Annotated in this window: 16 protein-coding genes and 1 pseudogene; 1 reads left to right on the plus strand and 16 read right to left on the minus strand. The window is 37.9% G+C overall.

Annotated elements, in window-relative coordinates; genetic code table 11:
- Nucleotides 1–16: 16 nt before the first annotated feature.
- From DXB73_RS15215 to DXB73_RS14045, 9 genes are all read right to left on the minus strand, one after another.
- Complete coding sequence (locus DXB73_RS15215) at nt 17–271, minus strand: excisionase (protein ID WP_118691536.1); 255 nt, start codon at nt 269–271, stop codon at nt 17–19.
- Nucleotides 216–1,088, minus strand: a complete 873-nt coding sequence (locus DXB73_RS14005) for a hypothetical protein (RefSeq protein WP_118691537.1) — start codon at nt 1,086–1,088, stop codon at nt 216–218. The genes DXB73_RS15215 and DXB73_RS14005 overlap by 56 nt, the downstream gene beginning before the upstream one ends.
- Complete coding sequence (locus tag DXB73_RS14010) at nt 1,085–1,645, minus strand: PBECR4 domain-containing protein (protein ID WP_118691538.1); 561 nt, start codon at nt 1,643–1,645, stop codon at nt 1,085–1,087. Before DXB73_RS14010 ends, DXB73_RS14005 begins: the two co-directional genes overlap by 4 nt.
- Nucleotides 1,646–1,906: 261 nt before the next feature.
- Nucleotides 1,907–2,506 (minus strand): site-specific integrase, encoded by a 600-nt coding sequence (locus tag DXB73_RS15020; protein WP_347559559.1) that lies wholly within the window; start codon nt 2,504–2,506, stop codon nt 1,907–1,909.
- 115 nt (nt 2,507–2,621) lie between these two features.
- Nucleotides 2,622–2,828: an excisionase gene (locus tag DXB73_RS14020; RefSeq protein WP_118507424.1), complete on the minus strand. Its 207-nt coding sequence runs from the start codon at nt 2,826–2,828 to the stop codon at nt 2,622–2,624.
- A gap of 336 nt (nt 2,829–3,164) precedes the next feature.
- Nucleotides 3,165–3,419, minus strand: a complete 255-nt coding sequence (locus DXB73_RS14410) for a hypothetical protein (protein WP_147354910.1) — start codon at nt 3,417–3,419, stop codon at nt 3,165–3,167.
- 873 nt (nt 3,420–4,292) lie between these two features.
- Complete coding sequence (locus DXB73_RS14035; protein WP_118691541.1) at nt 4,293–5,375, minus strand: GGDEF domain-containing protein; 1,083 nt, start codon at nt 5,373–5,375, stop codon at nt 4,293–4,295.
- Between the two features lie 126 nt (nt 5,376–5,501).
- Complete coding sequence (locus tag DXB73_RS14040) at nt 5,502–7,193, minus strand: EAL domain-containing protein (RefSeq protein WP_118691542.1); 1,692 nt, start codon at nt 7,191–7,193, stop codon at nt 5,502–5,504.
- A 46-nt stretch (nt 7,194–7,239) separates the two neighbouring features.
- Nucleotides 7,240–8,958 (minus strand): methyl-accepting chemotaxis protein, encoded by a 1,719-nt coding sequence (locus DXB73_RS14045; RefSeq protein WP_118691543.1) that lies wholly within the window; start codon nt 8,956–8,958, stop codon nt 7,240–7,242.
- A gap of 186 nt (nt 8,959–9,144) precedes the next feature.
- On the opposite strand from DXB73_RS14045, the gene DXB73_RS15220 reads away from it, so the two are divergent.
- Nucleotides 9,145–9,561: a hypothetical protein gene (locus DXB73_RS15220; RefSeq protein WP_347559558.1), complete on the plus strand. Its 417-nt coding sequence runs from the start codon at nt 9,145–9,147 to the stop codon at nt 9,559–9,561.
- Here the strand turns inward: DXB73_RS15220 and DXB73_RS14055 are convergent.
- The 7 genes and pseudogenes from DXB73_RS14055 to DXB73_RS14080 form a co-directional block, all read right to left on the minus strand.
- Nucleotides 9,514–9,912 carry a hemerythrin family protein gene (locus tag DXB73_RS14055; RefSeq protein ID WP_118691544.1) on the minus strand — a complete coding sequence of 133 codons (399 nt, stop codon included), beginning with the start codon at nt 9,910–9,912 and terminating at the stop codon, nt 9,514–9,516. The two genes, DXB73_RS15220 and DXB73_RS14055, sit on opposite strands and share 48 nt — an antisense overlap.
- A 55-nt stretch (nt 9,913–9,967) precedes the next feature.
- The gene (locus DXB73_RS14060; protein WP_118691545.1) at nt 9,968–10,360 is read right to left on the minus strand and encodes a transcriptional repressor; all 393 of its coding nucleotides are present in this window, start codon (nt 10,358–10,360) and stop codon (nt 9,968–9,970) included.
- 49 nt (nt 10,361–10,409) lie between these two features.
- A complete protein-coding gene (locus tag DXB73_RS14630; RefSeq protein WP_182448366.1) occupies nt 10,410–10,556 on the minus strand; it encodes a hypothetical protein in 147 nt (48 codons plus the stop codon).
- Between the two features lie 119 nt (nt 10,557–10,675).
- Nucleotides 10,676–11,107 (minus strand): flavodoxin family protein, encoded by a 432-nt coding sequence (locus DXB73_RS14065; RefSeq protein WP_118691546.1) that lies wholly within the window; start codon nt 11,105–11,107, stop codon nt 10,676–10,678.
- A 305-nt stretch (nt 11,108–11,412) separates the two neighbouring features.
- Nucleotides 11,413–12,918, minus strand: a complete 1,506-nt coding sequence (locus DXB73_RS14070; RefSeq protein ID WP_182448367.1) for an RNA-binding domain-containing protein — start codon at nt 12,916–12,918, stop codon at nt 11,413–11,415.
- A 442-nt stretch (nt 12,919–13,360) separates the two neighbouring features.
- Nucleotides 13,361–13,480: pseudogene (locus tag DXB73_RS14075) on the minus strand (cytidylate kinase family protein); the annotation flags it as partial.
- Nucleotides 13,481–13,493: 13 nt separating this feature from the next.
- Nucleotides 13,494–14,861: an MATE family efflux transporter gene (locus DXB73_RS14080; RefSeq protein WP_118691548.1), complete on the minus strand. Its 1,368-nt coding sequence runs from the start codon at nt 14,859–14,861 to the stop codon at nt 13,494–13,496.
- Nucleotides 14,862–14,960 lie beyond the last annotated feature (99 nt).

The following is a 14,960-nucleotide window of genomic DNA, read 5'->3' on the forward strand; positions in this document are numbered from 1 at the left end:
AAAAATTAAACCACTTTCAAAGCATCCGCAATCTGGTCGATTTCTTTATGAATAAGTCGCAAAACTCAAATTTAATCATAGCATAAAAGGGGGGAAATGTAAAATCGAATCTTTTGATCTGCTTGGGCAAATATTCTTCAAATCCCCTTTGATTTGTCAGCTTTTTCTTTTCAACATATAAAACAAATGGGCAATTTGGAACTTTTAACATTTCTTCAAGCTTGTTGATTCCGATATTGCTGTATAATGTGGCTTCTTGTTTTGTCAACATCGCTTTTTGCTATATCATGCACAAAGGAATACACTTTTTCTGACCACTGCCATACATCCAACTTATCATGGCTCAAGCAAAACGCTCTGTCTGACAGTTTTTCAGGCATAACTTTCATTATTTGATCCTTGTATTCAAACGGAATGACAATCATATACACATAATCAGCCAGCTCCACTTCATCTTTTACCTTAATGGGTAAAAAGCCATCGTGCACAACCAGTGGATGCTTTTCTAAATCATCATACTTGAAATAAAATCGTACACCTGGCGTAAAACCTGCACTCATCTCGTCTTGTGAAGGGCTTCTTCCAAGTTTTCTCTCCATTACCAATCTGTCCCCTGCCTGACAGTTTCCCCATGAAAACATTACATAATGAAAAAAATCTGTCGGATCATTTGCTGCATTTCTATCTTCTTTCTGTAAAACAGTATCTGGAAGTTTCCTTGCATTTACGGCAGATAGTAAAGAACCACATTTCAAAATAGAAATTGCATTTTCTAAAGGTGCCGTATGACACACCAAATCTGTCATACAGCCACCCCTTGCTTTACATGCTGTACATTCCCTTATAATTTCAGGTCTACGTACATTCTTATATTTGTCCAGATTAAGCATTTCTTTCTGAACATACTGTAAAATATCGTCCCTGTCAGCCTCTATTTCACATTTTCTTCCGTGATTTTTCTCATAATTCACAAAGTCAATCATGTCTTTCATTTCATTATCACTTACGTTCGGATAATCCGACAAAGCTTTGTATAAAACGCCATCCCATAATTCTGTAAACTCATGATTTCCTATATTTAGCTTCATAGTGCGGTCACCTGCCTCTCAATGTGTTTTGATTCATTGGTCTGCTTACAAAAAATGTAATCCACTTCATATAACTCTCCAAACTTTTCATTTCCAATTTCTTCTATCCGAAAGGAATATGGCACCAGACAATCATCAATCAATTTTCCGTGCTTATCTCTATTTTCTCCGCATAATAAAATAAACTGCAAATCTGTAATACCTATCTTGTAATTTGCTGTAAAGGTAACTACATCCTCTGTGATCAAAACTTCCATATTCGTAATCCTGTATAAATCCTCTAAATGCTCCGTCTTTTTTTCTGCCAGATCATACGGATTATTTTTATCAAAGAAAAACTCTTGTACTTTCAATCCATTCTTAGTTTTCGCATGTTTATAAAACTCTTTTGCCTTTAATTTCGTATTTATGCCAGTTAAATGTAAAAATGAGGAATTTTTAAAAACTACTTCAATGCTTTTTCCTTCATATACATACATAAAAGTTTTTCCAGCCAAATATCTCTGATAATTCTTCGCAGCATTATGTATTTTCTTCAAAATTGCAGATTTTCCCATTTGTGCTCCTCTCTAAATAAAAAAGGGAAGCGAAAACGCTTCCCTCTGAATAACCACTGGCAGTTCGCTTGAACATTTCTGCTCAAACCAAAAGCATATGACTTAATCCTCATACTGGATATGGCAACATCACCTCAGATACTGTGCCACGCAGGTCGCTATAATGTATCACTATAGCAAATCCACAAATATTTTACATCCTTTGTGCGGATGTCCAGTGCTTTCTACTATTATATTATGCCCATATAATCCATTTGTCAATCAATAAATTGATTTTTCCAATAATTGACAAGCATCCGTCACACAATCTATGTAATTCATATTTTTTGAGTACTGAGGCTCGTGAACAGAATGCCGATATTCCATTGATCGTTGAATATGTGCGACCTTCTTTTCAAAATCAATATCAGACCATTTAAGGTCAATCATTTCGCCTGTTCTTAATCCAGTCTGTAATACAAACGCAAACTGATTGTAATTGCTGCTGTCTTTCGCCACTTCCAGAAATTTTTTCTGTTCATGCACTGTCAATGCCCTTATTTTCTTGGGATCTTTACCAATATTGTATTTAACTGCTTTTGTAACCGGATTTTTTGAGATCACATCATTCTCAACCGCATCCGCAAACATACAATACAAAGTAATCCTTGCCTGATATATTGTCGATGTCCTATATCTGGTTTTCATCTGATTTAGAACATTCTGGCAATGCATTGGTTTTACATCAGATAACATCATATTCCCTATGCAATCTTTGATATTGTGTTCAAACCTTTCCCTATAATTTCTTATCGTATTTGGCCTGATAGTATCGCCTTTTATATTATTAAGCCAATACTCAAACCAGGCTGTGACTGTCATATCACCACCGGCATTGATTTCACCATGTTCATCTTGAAACCTTGCATCAGCATACCAATTACGACATTCCTGCAACTTGGGAAATTATCATATCAAGGCTTAAAAGTCCATATTTTCAAATTTCAACAGATTTCGCTATATATTGTTCAAACTCTTTTCTTTTAATAAGCTTCTTTCTCCCTATATACAATACAAACGAACAGTTTGGAGCCTTTGCCATCTCATCTATTTTGTTAATTCCTATATTGCTATATGCGGCGGCCTCCTCTATCGTCAAATTCATCTTTTCCCATATCGGCACATCTAATCTTCCTCTTGCCATTTCCGTCATCCCCTTTCCTTTGTTATTGCTTTGCTTCTGCGCCGCACCTCACCGATCAGGTCAAGGCACAATTCCCTAAAAAACGGTTGTAATTGATGCGTCCTGTATTTATTATTCAAATTCCTCACATCATCACACAGACAATTCCAAAAATGAACTGCCTCTTTGGATTCGTTGTGAATATCCGGAGGAAATCCAACAAACTCCACCGGTTCAACCAACTAATAATGGATTTCAGAGTACCGGGGTTCAAAATATCAATAATGTCCCAAAGAAAAAGAAACATGGATGCCTATGGTCTATTATAATATTTTTCTTAGTATGTGCATTACTATATCAATGCGGTAATTCGGATAAAGATTCTGATACTAAAAATACAAATAGTACATCCGTATCCAACAAAGTTACTAACACACCAGCAGTCAAAAAAGACTCACAAAAAAGCAAGACAAATTCAAAGCCCAAGCAAGAGGCAAAATCTAAGCAAAAGGCAAAGCCTAAAAAGGCAGCGAAGGTTAAGCCAACATTATCACCGAAGCAGATTAAGGCTAAGGAGAAGAAAGCTGCTAAAGCAAAAAAGGCAAAATTCATAAATGCATGTAAAACATATAACTACAAAAAGGTAATGCGCAATCCAAACAAATACGTTGGCAAAAAAATCAAACTCAAATGCCAAATAAACCAAATTTCCGAAGATGGTTTGTTCACTCAGGGATTTTTGAGATGCTATTCCTATAGTGGATATGATATATATGCAGATAATGAGTATGTAATATTTGACGAGCGTGCAGCTAAAACGCCTAAATTGCCTTCCAATGATATAATCACTGTATATGGGACTATAGAAAAGCCGGAGGTAATGACTAGAGCACTTACTGGCACTAAAGATACTGTATTTACAATAAAAATGAAATACGTCAAAATACATAATTAGAATCTTTGGTTACAGATTGGTTGTCAAATGGTTACTTTTAGGTCACATAAGTAGATTAGATTAGTATAGTATAGATTAAGTATAGATAAGAATAGAATAATTAGAATAGTATAGGGGAAATTCAGAAAAATTGACCAATATCTAATTTTTGTATATTGTATTTGAATTTTGCATATGCTATAATGCCAATAGGCAAAGAGAAATGAGAAGTCCATGCAGTTCGACTTCAAAACAAAAACCCCCGGTGTTCCAGCACCGGGGTTTTCTATTCCTATTTTTTGGTGTGGAAAGGCTTAATTCCACAGGCTGGCTACCGACTATTTGTCACCGTCCAACCATTTGATGATGTAATGGCAAATTACACCAGCCGTAACAGTGACAATAAGAGAAATGATATATTCCACGCAGTTCACCTCCCTTCCGTACCAATCTAGGAGGCGGTAACAAACCTATTTTATCATATAAACCTTGTTTATTCTATAAACTTTTATCTTCCTCAAGTGGATAGTTATCTTCTGTTGCTTTAATTACTAGCGAATCGTATCTTCGCCTTTTAATTGTTTTTTATTTGCATACATGGCTGCATCTGCAATAGAACATATATGTTCAAAATCCTCGTCTGCATCCGGCGTGGCAAAACCAATGGCGCAGCAATAAAGAGTCTTAGAAAGCTCCCTCCGCATATGATCGATCAGAGCAGGGACATCATCTTTTGAAACCCGTGAACATAAGATCATAAACTCATCACCACCGGTTCGATACAGGTGGCATCCCCTCGGCAGTATATTTTGAATGCACGCTACAATCGTACACAAAGCCGTATCCCCGGCCGCATGGCCATTCTCGTCATTGAATCTCTTCAGATCATTTAAATCAATGGAAATTACCGCTGTCAGGCATTTGCTCTTCATCATACGATCCGCATCCAGATAAAAATACCGACGGTTGAGCGCACGCGTAAGTGGATCTCGCTTGAACTGCTGTGTTGTCAAATACATATAATAAAATGCAACACTCACAGCTCCCGTGGTATTGATGAGTCCGTCATAATGGAAAAACGCCTCCAGAATGACAGCTATCGTGTTCGTCACCGCAATGAAAATTGCGATCAGCGATTCGTATGTATGCTCCATCTTATATAACTTATTAGTCAGGATAACCAACAGAATTAAATAAAAACCGGAGGCAGCAAATGCCGAATATCCAAGTGGCCCCCGCACAAATTCATTCTTATCCGAGTATGAAAAACAAACACCTGAAAATAACGCAGTGGAAGCGATCAACATATTCAGAATTCCCGGAAGCACAATAAATTTCTTAAACTTTTGCGACACTCTGTTACCACAGGAAAGAAGGATCACAAAGCATATATTGGTTGGTCTAAGCGCATACCCAATAATAGATACTGCCACACGCAACATTGTCGGATACGGAAGTGTCGCACACCAGTATTCTATACTGTCAACGATAACCAGACACAGTACTGAGCTTATCGCAATGGAAAACAACCGAATTACCTTTCTCTGAAATACAGGATTTACATTGACGAAAATCAACATAAATAAGGATATTAAGATCGTCGCAAAATTCAACTGTAAAAAATAATGAAACATAAACTCCTCCCTTTTCTATCTGTAAATATATAAATTACACATTATTATAACGCAGAAAAGGGAGAATGTCTTTATAGGAACGTTCCTTTTGTCATAAAAAGTGTCCCTCTGTCTTCGTTACTCTCTTTATTTAACGTTGATGCCACTGGCATATTGCTGCAGAAACTGTTTCTTTCCACATGGTCTTCCAAAATAATATCCCTGCAGATAATCAACCTTCATTTCTTTCATTTTCAGAAGCCATTCTTTTTCCTCGATGCCTTCTGCGCATATCCTGACGTTAATACTATGTACCATGGGGATGATATTTTTATATAATTCATAATCCCTGTCATTGTTCATCGCCTTGGCAGTAAAATCCCTATCCATTTTCACGTAACTTGGATTCATATCACGAATACAATGAAGATTCGAATATCCTGTTCCAAAATCATCGATCACAAAGGGAATCCCGTTCTTGTCCAGAGTTTTACGGAATTTACAGAACGAAGGTGTCATATCCATAAATCCGCTTTCTGTCATTTCAACACATAAGCATTCCGGCTGTAATGAATATTTTTGAATTGCACCCAGAATATCCCGCTCCACATTGCCTTGCAGGATCTGAACATAGGATACATTTACATTCATCCGGAAGTCAGGAATATATTTCTGCATTTCACAGCACATTGCTGCAGCTTCGTTCAAAATATATCTTCCAGCAGGAATGATCAATCCGGTCTCTTCCAATAATGGGATAAACTCCATCGGTGAAACAAACTCCCGCCCTTCTTCCGTTATCATGGAAAAACGCATCAGTGCCTCTGCTCCAATGATCTGTTCGGACTGACAGTCCACGATCGGCTGGTAGTATACTTCAAAGCCATCATAATGGTTCACAATAGCATTACGAAGTGTTGCTACGATTCTTCCTTTTCGCAAAAAGACCTCATAGTCATCCTGGTCAAAAATATAGAATCCATTTTTACCCATGCTTTTTGCCTGTTTCAAGGCAAATTCAAACTTTTTGCGGCATTCTTCGGTTCCCTCACAAAATGTTGCTGCATCTATAACACCAATAGAAATAGAAAATATAGCTTCATACTTTTCGGCTACTATGAAATTACGAAGTTTATCTGTAATCTTTTTTTTCAGTGCCACAGCGTCTTCTGCGGAAGAAGCTTCCAGATCCACGATCACATACTGATCCGCTACCAGATGGTAAATTCTCTGCTTGTCTGAAAGGCATTCCTTCATACAGCCGGCTACACTTTTCAGGATATAATTACCATAATCGGCTCCCCTGGAGCTATTGATTGCTCCGAAATCATCAATTCCTACATGCATAAAAAAGCCCTTTGAAATGGGTTCCTTTTGCGAACGCAAGTAAGTAAGGAATTCCGGACCACCAAGCAGTCCGGTGATATTATCAGCCCTTCTCTTGTTGCCGGTCTCATTCAGACACCCGACCAGATATTCCGCATTTCCCTGCTGATCATCGATAACGATACCACGGCAGTTGATCCAGACCGGCATACCTTCTTTATCAAGCCATCTATAATGAAGATTATGTACCTTTTCTCTTCCTTCACATATATCCGCAAGATGCTTTGCAAGCATCTCACGGTCTCCTTCATATACTACCTTCATAACTTCATTAAACATATCTGTCAAGATATTACTCGGTATATTGAATCGTTTCACAGCTGACTGTGAAATCTCAAAGATATTATTCTGCAGATCAAATATATACAGATAATCGTCCATACATTCTGTAATGATCTCAAATAAAATATCATCTGTCCGCTCTCCAAATAATTGAAATATATCATTAATCATAACAAAAACCTTCCTTCTGACTACTTCACTCTATTCCTGTCATTTTCTAGAATAGCTTAAAGATATTCACACGGTCATGCATCTTGGCTGCTCCCTCTGCCAGATTAATACTGATCGCAGTATTCTCTTCGGAGGATGCAGCATTGCCCTGTACTACGCCGGACAGCTGTTCAATTCCCTGACCGATCTGCTCCAAGGACTCTGCCTGGGAGTTGGCTTTCTCCATGGTGTTCTCTGCAAGCTCTGCAAAGGACTCCATATCTGCAATGATCTGATTGAATGCGTCTGCTGTTGTTCTTGTAATCGTATTGCCCTTTTCGATTTCCACTAAGGTCTTATCGATCAGATCTCTCGTATTCACAACCGACTTCGCACTATCCGCTGCCAGCTTACCGATCTGATCCGCAACCACCGCAAAGCCTTTTCCTGCTTCTCCTGCTCTGGCAGCTTCAATGGAAGCATTCAGGGATAACAGATTGGTCTGGGATGCAATATCCTCGATATCTGTGATAATATTACCGATCTCCTTGGAGATTTCTGTGATGTGCTTCATTTCCGTGAGCAGATCATTCATTTTTTCTTTTTCTTCGTTCGCTTTATTTGCAGAGGCTTTTACACGTGCAGATGCGCTCTGTGTTTCCTTCGCTGTATCTTCCGCCAGATCCACGACTGTATCAATGGTAGCATTCAATTCCTCAATGACTGCTGCCTGCTCTGTTGCACCGTCCGCCAGGGATTTTGATGCATTTTCCACCTCTAATGCATTCGATGATACCTGTTCTGCCAGATTGCTGATCTCGGTCAGGGTACTGTTAAACCGTTTCAGAATATACAGCAGTGATGCCTTCAATTCCGAGAAATCGCCTAGGAAATCTGTAATATCATCACCATTTCTGGTCAGGTCACCCTGCGCTATTGCCTTTACCTCCACAGAGATCTCGCTGACATAATCTGCCAGAATACCCATGGCTTCTTTCAGATTCCTGATGGTATCGCCAAGCTCATCCTCAGACTCATAGGTAAGCATTTCTACATTAGACAGTTCGCCCTTACGCAGGCTGGCAACTGCTGCATCTATCTGTTCTACCGGCTCGGTAATGGAATTGGTAATGATCCCTCCGATCATTGTCGTCACTACAGCTATCGCAAGACCCGCTGCCACGATCACAATAAATATGATTACAGTGCATACATTAGCCACGGTCTTTGCCCGGTCTAATTCTACCTGGAACTCGTCACGTAATATAGTTAATTTTTCAGTAAAAGCTTTATATTCTTCATACACCTCTCCGATCATCAGCTTTGCTGCTTCCTGCTGTTTACCCTCACGGCTTAACTGCAAAATTTCATCCGAAGCAGCCCTGTATTTTTTCCATCCTTTGCTTGCTGCTTCATAATCAGCTTGTCCTTTTTGAGCATCACTGTCTGCAGCGATGATCGCATCCAGATTCGCACTGGTATCCTGGATCTGACTCTCCAGCTTCTGAATTTCTGCTTCGCAGGAGTTCATGATTGCTGTATCTGATTCTACCAGATGCTGATACTGTTTGATTCTGTATTGCGCAGTCATTGTCTCTAAATCCTGCAGATATTCCAATGACGGAGACCAGACCTCCGTGATCTTCTCTATATTTGAACGGATCACTAATGTCGAGATCAGTGCCACCAACATTAAAAATAATGTCATAACAAGCACTGTTATTCGATATAGTTTTAATTTTCCTGCAACCTTTAAGTTAGCTATACGCTTTTTGAGCTTTTCCATGATAGTTTTCCTTTCCTTTGTAAATTCACATTTGATTATCCACAAACGGTTATAATATAGCATACTTTATTGGAAAAATCTATTAACAAAGTGTTAACTTATCTTCTACTAAATATTAGTGGTTCTATTGCTAGAAACTGGTGAAAATTAATCTAAATTCTGTCTCCTGGATAAACACTTTTCACAATGCTGATTTTTATTCTATTGGCTGAGGTAGACAAAAGAACCGTTGGTTACAGGCGCAGAAAGCTGTCTATAGAAAAGGGAACCCATGCCATGCTTGCACTTCTGGGAACTGCTAAAAAAGCTGCAATTCCGGCAAAATATGTTCTTTTTGACAGCTGGTTTTCATCTCCAAGCACCCTTCATGCTGTCAAACGAATGGATTTAGATGTAATCGGAATGTTGAAAAAATCTCCCATCCCTCTTTATAAAAGTCTTAAAGAGATTGCTCTCATCAATAGATATTTCTCTTCTCATAATAAATTCTATTTCATTGTAAGAAAAGTAAAAAGTTGCCGCTTTTTTATAAAGCGACAATCTTTTCTTGCTATATCAGCCTTTGGGAATTTGACCATCAACATACAGAATGTGGTTTACTAGCCACTCTGTAAGATATGTTAAAATACCCATAATCTGTTCATCCTGATCTTCTACCTCATCATTGTGATGTTCCATAAATTCATCAATCTTATATATAAATTCCTGATGCTGGGTTTTTTGTGTAAATAATTTCTTATAATTGATAGATTCCATATACTGTTCTTCGTCAGCAAAATGCTTTACCGTATAATCACGAAGTTTCTCTAATATTATGTCAATTCTATCATATTTATCTGGTGTGTACTCGTCATGGAGTAGTTCATATGCTTCATCTGCATACAAAAACAATTGCTTATGTTCCTCGTCAATCATATCTATTCCGATATAATATTCTGGTTTCATTTCATACATAACTTAATCCTCCTCTTAGTAATTCTCTACTTCGCTCTTTTCAAATGTTTTAAACTTATTGGTATCCCTTCCTACATTTGGGACAAATGCCTTTAAATGAAATATCATAATCCAAATATACGATTCCATGCGTGTCATGAATTCTTTCCAGTAAATTCGGTATTTCATCCATATCCACATCTGAAACCTCACCACACTTTACACACCTGACATGGTAATGATTTTTTAATGTGAAATCGAACCGGTTCGGTCCATCCGGAACTTCAACCTTTCTTAAAGCACCTTCTTCTACCAATATATCAAGGTTTCTATATACAGTCCCTTTTCCAATTGTAGGATATTCTTCTTGTACAAATTCATACACTTCATTTGCTGTAACATGCCTTTTCATCTCATACACAGCGTTTCTTACTAAATCTTTTTGAATGGTATTTCTTCTAATAATTATTCGGCCCCCTTATTAGGATCTATTCTTAACAGGGATTATATATTACTTTTCAGTCGATGTCAAGAAAATAATAATTATTCCTATTATCAGATAATTTTCGCAGCAAAAATACAACCATTACTAACATTACGATCTGTGCTAACATCGCTTTGTCCCATATTGGAATACTAACTTCCAACACATCAACCACCTGCATATTTGTTACCCTTTTCTGTTCTCGAAACTCCCGGAGATTGAATGAACGAAATAACTACACAGTTTTTTGTCTAGCGAAAGAAACAGCAAAGGTTCCAAAGATCACCCCATTCTATTATGTCATAAAGACTGATAAAACTCCATCGCTGCCGTCAGGTCCTTCTCATTCGGATGTCCCTTGGCAATCCCACCAACCAACTTAAAAGGTCCGAACGTATCATATCCCTTACAGGAGAACTTCCCTATAACATTACAATGTTTATCTTTTATAATTGTTTCAATGGACTGATATGCAGCACTTCCACCATGCGTGCAGATCAGGAAAACCTCCTTATATTCCGGCAAATTCACAGATGCAAAATTCAACACGGATTGATGAAATTTTCCATAATAAATGCCCGAAGCAAAGCCTATCCGATCATATTCCGATAGATCTTTCTCTTTTTCCTGTGTTGCATCAATAAGATCTACATCATTATTCTGGGCAATTTGCTCCACGACCTTTCGTGTATTGCCATGATGTACTGATGCAAATATGATTGCTATTTTCATTACTTACTCATCCTTCCTGCAGTCTTTCTAGAAAATGATGCGAACATCCGCCTTTGCAAATTCGGTATTTAATTGTTCCTGTATGTTTTGTAAGTCCATCTTTTCACCTTCTACATGAATTTATGCAGACGGTCTGCACAAATTACTCTTATTCAATCAGTATGATAATTAGTATCCGGTAGCTGGTCAGTAATGGATACTTATCGGAGATTTGTATCCTATAATCTGCCAAAAGTGTTCGATATTGACCAGTAACTGATCACTTTTTTGACCACTCACTTATAAAATGACCAGTAACTGAACACTTATTGACCACTTTTTTCATCACAGATACTATATCGGATACTTGCTCCTTTTCCTTCTTTCTGGATATAACCCTTTTCAACCAGCTCATCAATCACCTTTCTAGCGGAAGTTCTTGACTTATATCCACACACCTCTGCAGCCTTCCCTGTATTTATGCTACCATATTGGGAAATATATTGCAGAATAGCCTCTTCTTTTTCATCCTGAAGCGGCTTCTTATATCCCACAGTTTGCTCTTCATTTCGCAAATCTGCCACCCCCGGAATATACACAACCTGACCAACCTCTAATTTCAGACTAACACGATCTGCACGCTCTGAAAAATCAAATTCCGGCTTTTTCCATTTTTGCTCTTCCCATGCAGTCATAATCTTATCAACGCCACTTCCGGCACGCTCACCGACATTTACAAAACCAAACATCTTTAAGATATTCGGATTTCGTGGATCACTATTACCACCTGCATAAAATTCCTCTTTTGTAATTCGTATGGTTCCCGGATTTGAAATCGTTATCTCTTTTCCTTTCTTAACAATAACTACGCCTCTTCTTCCATAATAATTGGAATGTGCCAGGGCATTTGCCAATGCTTCTTCCAATGCATCATGCACATCCACTCTATCTACACGGTATCCATTTCGTCTATTTGCAAATGGAACTGCTACATCATCGTCCATTCTGGTACGCACCTTGCAGAAAAAGTCATATATATTACCGCTCCAATCACCTTCGTTAGAATGCGTCCGGAATAACCAGCGCACTGCTTTATCCTCGCATTCCTCACGATAATCCAGAAAATAATTTGGAAAAACTTCAGTAATATGATAAGCCTCTCCAAAGAACAATAGTCCTGCTATCGTTGGAGATAATGTACCATTTTTATTCTTTGCTGCTGCCCTTAATTTCATAAGGAACTCGTTATTTTCCAAAGCATTCCAAGGATGTCCACTGTGAAGCTGTTCAAAAATAATTCTATAACCTTTTATCGTATCCTGATTCAACACGTCTAACCCGAACTCTTCCAACACTTCCACATCTCCAGATATATCTCTCTGATCTGCGAACATTGCCCGGACTGCCTCTTCGGTACAAAGAAAGTCACCTTCATAATCTCTTTTATAAGTACCTTTCATCGGATCTGTCCCAATGTATACCGGCTTATCATGCCTGTCTGCCGCTGGAACATCAATTCTTAATATTCTCTTTTCTCCTACTGTCACTGGTCTGACATGATGATTCAGTAAAATGTTCTTTGACACCTTATTTCTGTCATTCAATGTACTCCAAAAATCCTTCTGATATTTAACAATCTGCTTGTCGTTCAGTCCTTCAACTGTAAAAGAATCCCTGTGTTCCTTAATTCCAAGCAGAATCGTGCCACCATTTGTATTAGCAAAAGAAGAGTAAGTCTCCCATATGCTCTCAGGGAGTCCGCCGGTTGCCAGCTTACATTCTCGCTCATGATCTTCTTTTAAGTTTAATCCCTCTAATACATTTTCTTTCAATCGCAAAACCTCCCCTCTTTGAAATTGTATATAAATTATACTACGCAAACCATCAACATTCAATTCTCAATATATAAGCTGTTAGCACCTCTAATTTGTATTTAATTTTATGCTTACAATCGTTATCTGTCATTAAACTATTGGTTTAATTCAGTTTTATATGCGAATTAAAACGGCAGAGTTCCACTTCTCTCTATGAACGCTTGTTACTGTCAGAGAGAAAAACGAATAAGTTAACCGTTCTTGCTCTCGCAGAAAAGAGAATTGAAATGTCTACCCCATATAATATAAGTGCTTTTATCAAATATTTTTAAGCATATACATCCACAAACAATGACAGGTTAACAAAATTATCATTTATCAATAATGGACTAAGACTTCCAATCTTCATACAACCATGCAATTTTAGCAACTTGATATGCAGAAAACTTCTGCCCTCTTAAATTTTCTTTTTTATCTTCTTGTATTTGATATTTATGCCAAGTTTCTTTGCCACTTCTTCACCGATAAATCGACCACCGCTTCCAAATTCCCTGCTGATTGTAATAATCCTTTTTTCCATTTACGGTTCCTCCTTAATTCAAAGCATCTACTTTATTCTTTCTAATTCTCTTTAAAAATACATATCCTACCAGACATGAAATAACCTCAGTTATTGGAAATGCCCACCAGATAAGCGAAACTCCCATCTGACCATTTCTGACAAACGCAGAAAAAATTCCAGCCAATGGCAGGATAATAATAAGCTGTCTCAGAAGAGAGATAACCAAAGATTCAACGCCGCCATCCAGTGCCTGATAAATTCCCTGATAAGCAACATTTATTCCAGCAAACAGAAAGCTTATTGAGATTATCCTCATTGCTCCGATAAAATATTCCCTTGACTGTCCTGCATTGAACAAAGTTGCAAAAGCTCCAGGAAAAATTTCAGTAATTGCAATTCCAAGAATCATTAATACAACTGTATAGATCAGTCCATACCTAATCCCATCCCGAATTCTCTTTTTACTTCTCATTCCATAAGCAAATGCAATAATCGGAGTGATTGCATCTCTAAGCCCAAAGGCAAGGAATAATACAAACTGCTGTACTTTATAGAACAATCCATATGCAGTCTGTGCGGAAGGGCTGAATTTCAAAATCAGATTCATCACATATACCATGATAGACATAAGTGCCTGTGCAATAATTGCAGGAAGTCCAATTGCATATATTTCCTTGATTATTCCGCTATCCGGTTTCATATACTTTACATCATTTTCAAATTCCTTATTCAGTTTCATATGAAATACAAACAATACTATTGCAGACGCAACCTGTCCAATAACAGTTGCATATGCAGCTCCCTTCACTCCCATTTCAGGAACCGGTCCAATACCATAAATCAAAATCGGATCAAAAACAATATTCACCACTGCACCCACAACCTGACCGATTGTAGAATATAGTGAACGTCCTGTTGCCTGTAAGAGTTTTTCAAATAATGAAAAGAAAATAATTCCAAATGAAATTGCGCAGCATATTCTTAAGTAGTCTGTTCCCATTGATGCAACTTCAGGGTCAATTGTCTGTGATGAAATATATGCCCTTACTCCAAAAATCCCAAACAACAGGCACACCACATAAATAATCACTCCAAGGAACAAACTGTTTCCCGCAACTTTTGCTGCTTTTTTACCATTTTCCTGTCCAAGTGTTCTTGCAAGAAGTGCATTTGTTCCCACACCTGTTCCGATTCCAACTGCTACCATGAGCATCTGAACTGGAAACACCAGTGTAAGTGCATTAAGTGCCGCCTCACTTCCTGACCTCATGTTTCCAACAAAGGCACTGTCTACAATGTTGTAAACCGCCTGCAATGCCATAGATAAGATCATCGGTATTCCCATCTGAACCATGAGCTTATTTACCGGCATCTCTCTCATCTTGTTACTTTCTGCCATCTTAATAATCCTCCTCATATAATCAAGTGTTTTTTATTGAAAATTCAAGGTCTCTCAACCTTTTTATCTCAGCGAATAAACCATAGCTATGAGCATTTC

Origin of the sequence: Clostridium sp. OM05-6BH, assembly GCF_003481635.1 — a bacterium.
Taxonomy (GTDB): domain Bacteria; phylum Bacillota; class Clostridia; order Lachnospirales; family Lachnospiraceae; genus Butyribacter.

What these genes read in the sequence shown, in the direction of transcription:
- DXB73_RS14055 (WP_118691544.1), bottom strand. Translation starts at nt 9,912, where the DNA reads ATGTATGAAATGAAACCAGAATATTATATCGGAATAGATATGATTGAC.
- DXB73_RS14005 (WP_118691537.1), bottom strand. Translation starts at nt 1,088, where the DNA reads ATGAAGCTAAATATAGGAAATCATGAGTTTACAGAATTATGGGATGGC.
- DXB73_RS15020 (WP_347559559.1), bottom strand. Translation starts at nt 2,506, where the DNA reads ATGACAGTCACAGCCTGGTTTGAGTATTGGCTTAATAATATAAAAGGC.
- DXB73_RS14065 (WP_118691546.1), bottom strand. Translation starts at nt 11,107, where the DNA reads ATGAAAATAGCAATCATATTTGCATCAGTACATCATGGCAATACACGA.
- DXB73_RS14410 (WP_147354910.1), bottom strand. Translation starts at nt 3,419, where the DNA reads ATGAATTTTGCCTTTTTTGCTTTAGCAGCTTTCTTCTCCTTAGCCTTA.
- DXB73_RS14630 (WP_182448366.1), bottom strand. Translation starts at nt 10,556, where the DNA reads ATGCAGGTGGTTGATGTGTTGGAAGTTAGTATTCCAATATGGGACAAA.
- DXB73_RS14045 (WP_118691543.1), bottom strand. Translation starts at nt 8,958, where the DNA reads ATGGAAAAGCTCAAAAAGCGTATAGCTAACTTAAAGGTTGCAGGAAAA.
- DXB73_RS14020 (WP_118507424.1), bottom strand. Translation starts at nt 2,828, where the DNA reads ATGGCAAGAGGAAGATTAGATGTGCCGATATGGGAAAAGATGAATTTG.
- DXB73_RS15220 (WP_347559558.1), top strand. Translation starts at nt 9,145, where the DNA reads ATGCTGATTTTTATTCTATTGGCTGAGGTAGACAAAAGAACCGTTGGT.
- DXB73_RS14035 (WP_118691541.1), bottom strand. Translation starts at nt 5,375, where the DNA reads ATGTTTCATTATTTTTTACAGTTGAATTTTGCGACGATCTTAATATCC.
- DXB73_RS14040 (WP_118691542.1), bottom strand. Translation starts at nt 7,193, where the DNA reads ATGATTAATGATATATTTCAATTATTTGGAGAGCGGACAGATGATATT.
- DXB73_RS14010 (WP_118691538.1), bottom strand. Translation starts at nt 1,645, where the DNA reads ATGGGAAAATCTGCAATTTTGAAGAAAATACATAATGCTGCGAAGAAT.
- DXB73_RS15215 (WP_118691536.1), bottom strand. Translation starts at nt 271, where the DNA reads ATGTTGACAAAACAAGAAGCCACATTATACAGCAATATCGGAATCAAC.
- DXB73_RS14080 (WP_118691548.1), bottom strand. Translation starts at nt 14,861, where the DNA reads ATGGCAGAAAGTAACAAGATGAGAGAGATGCCGGTAAATAAGCTCATG.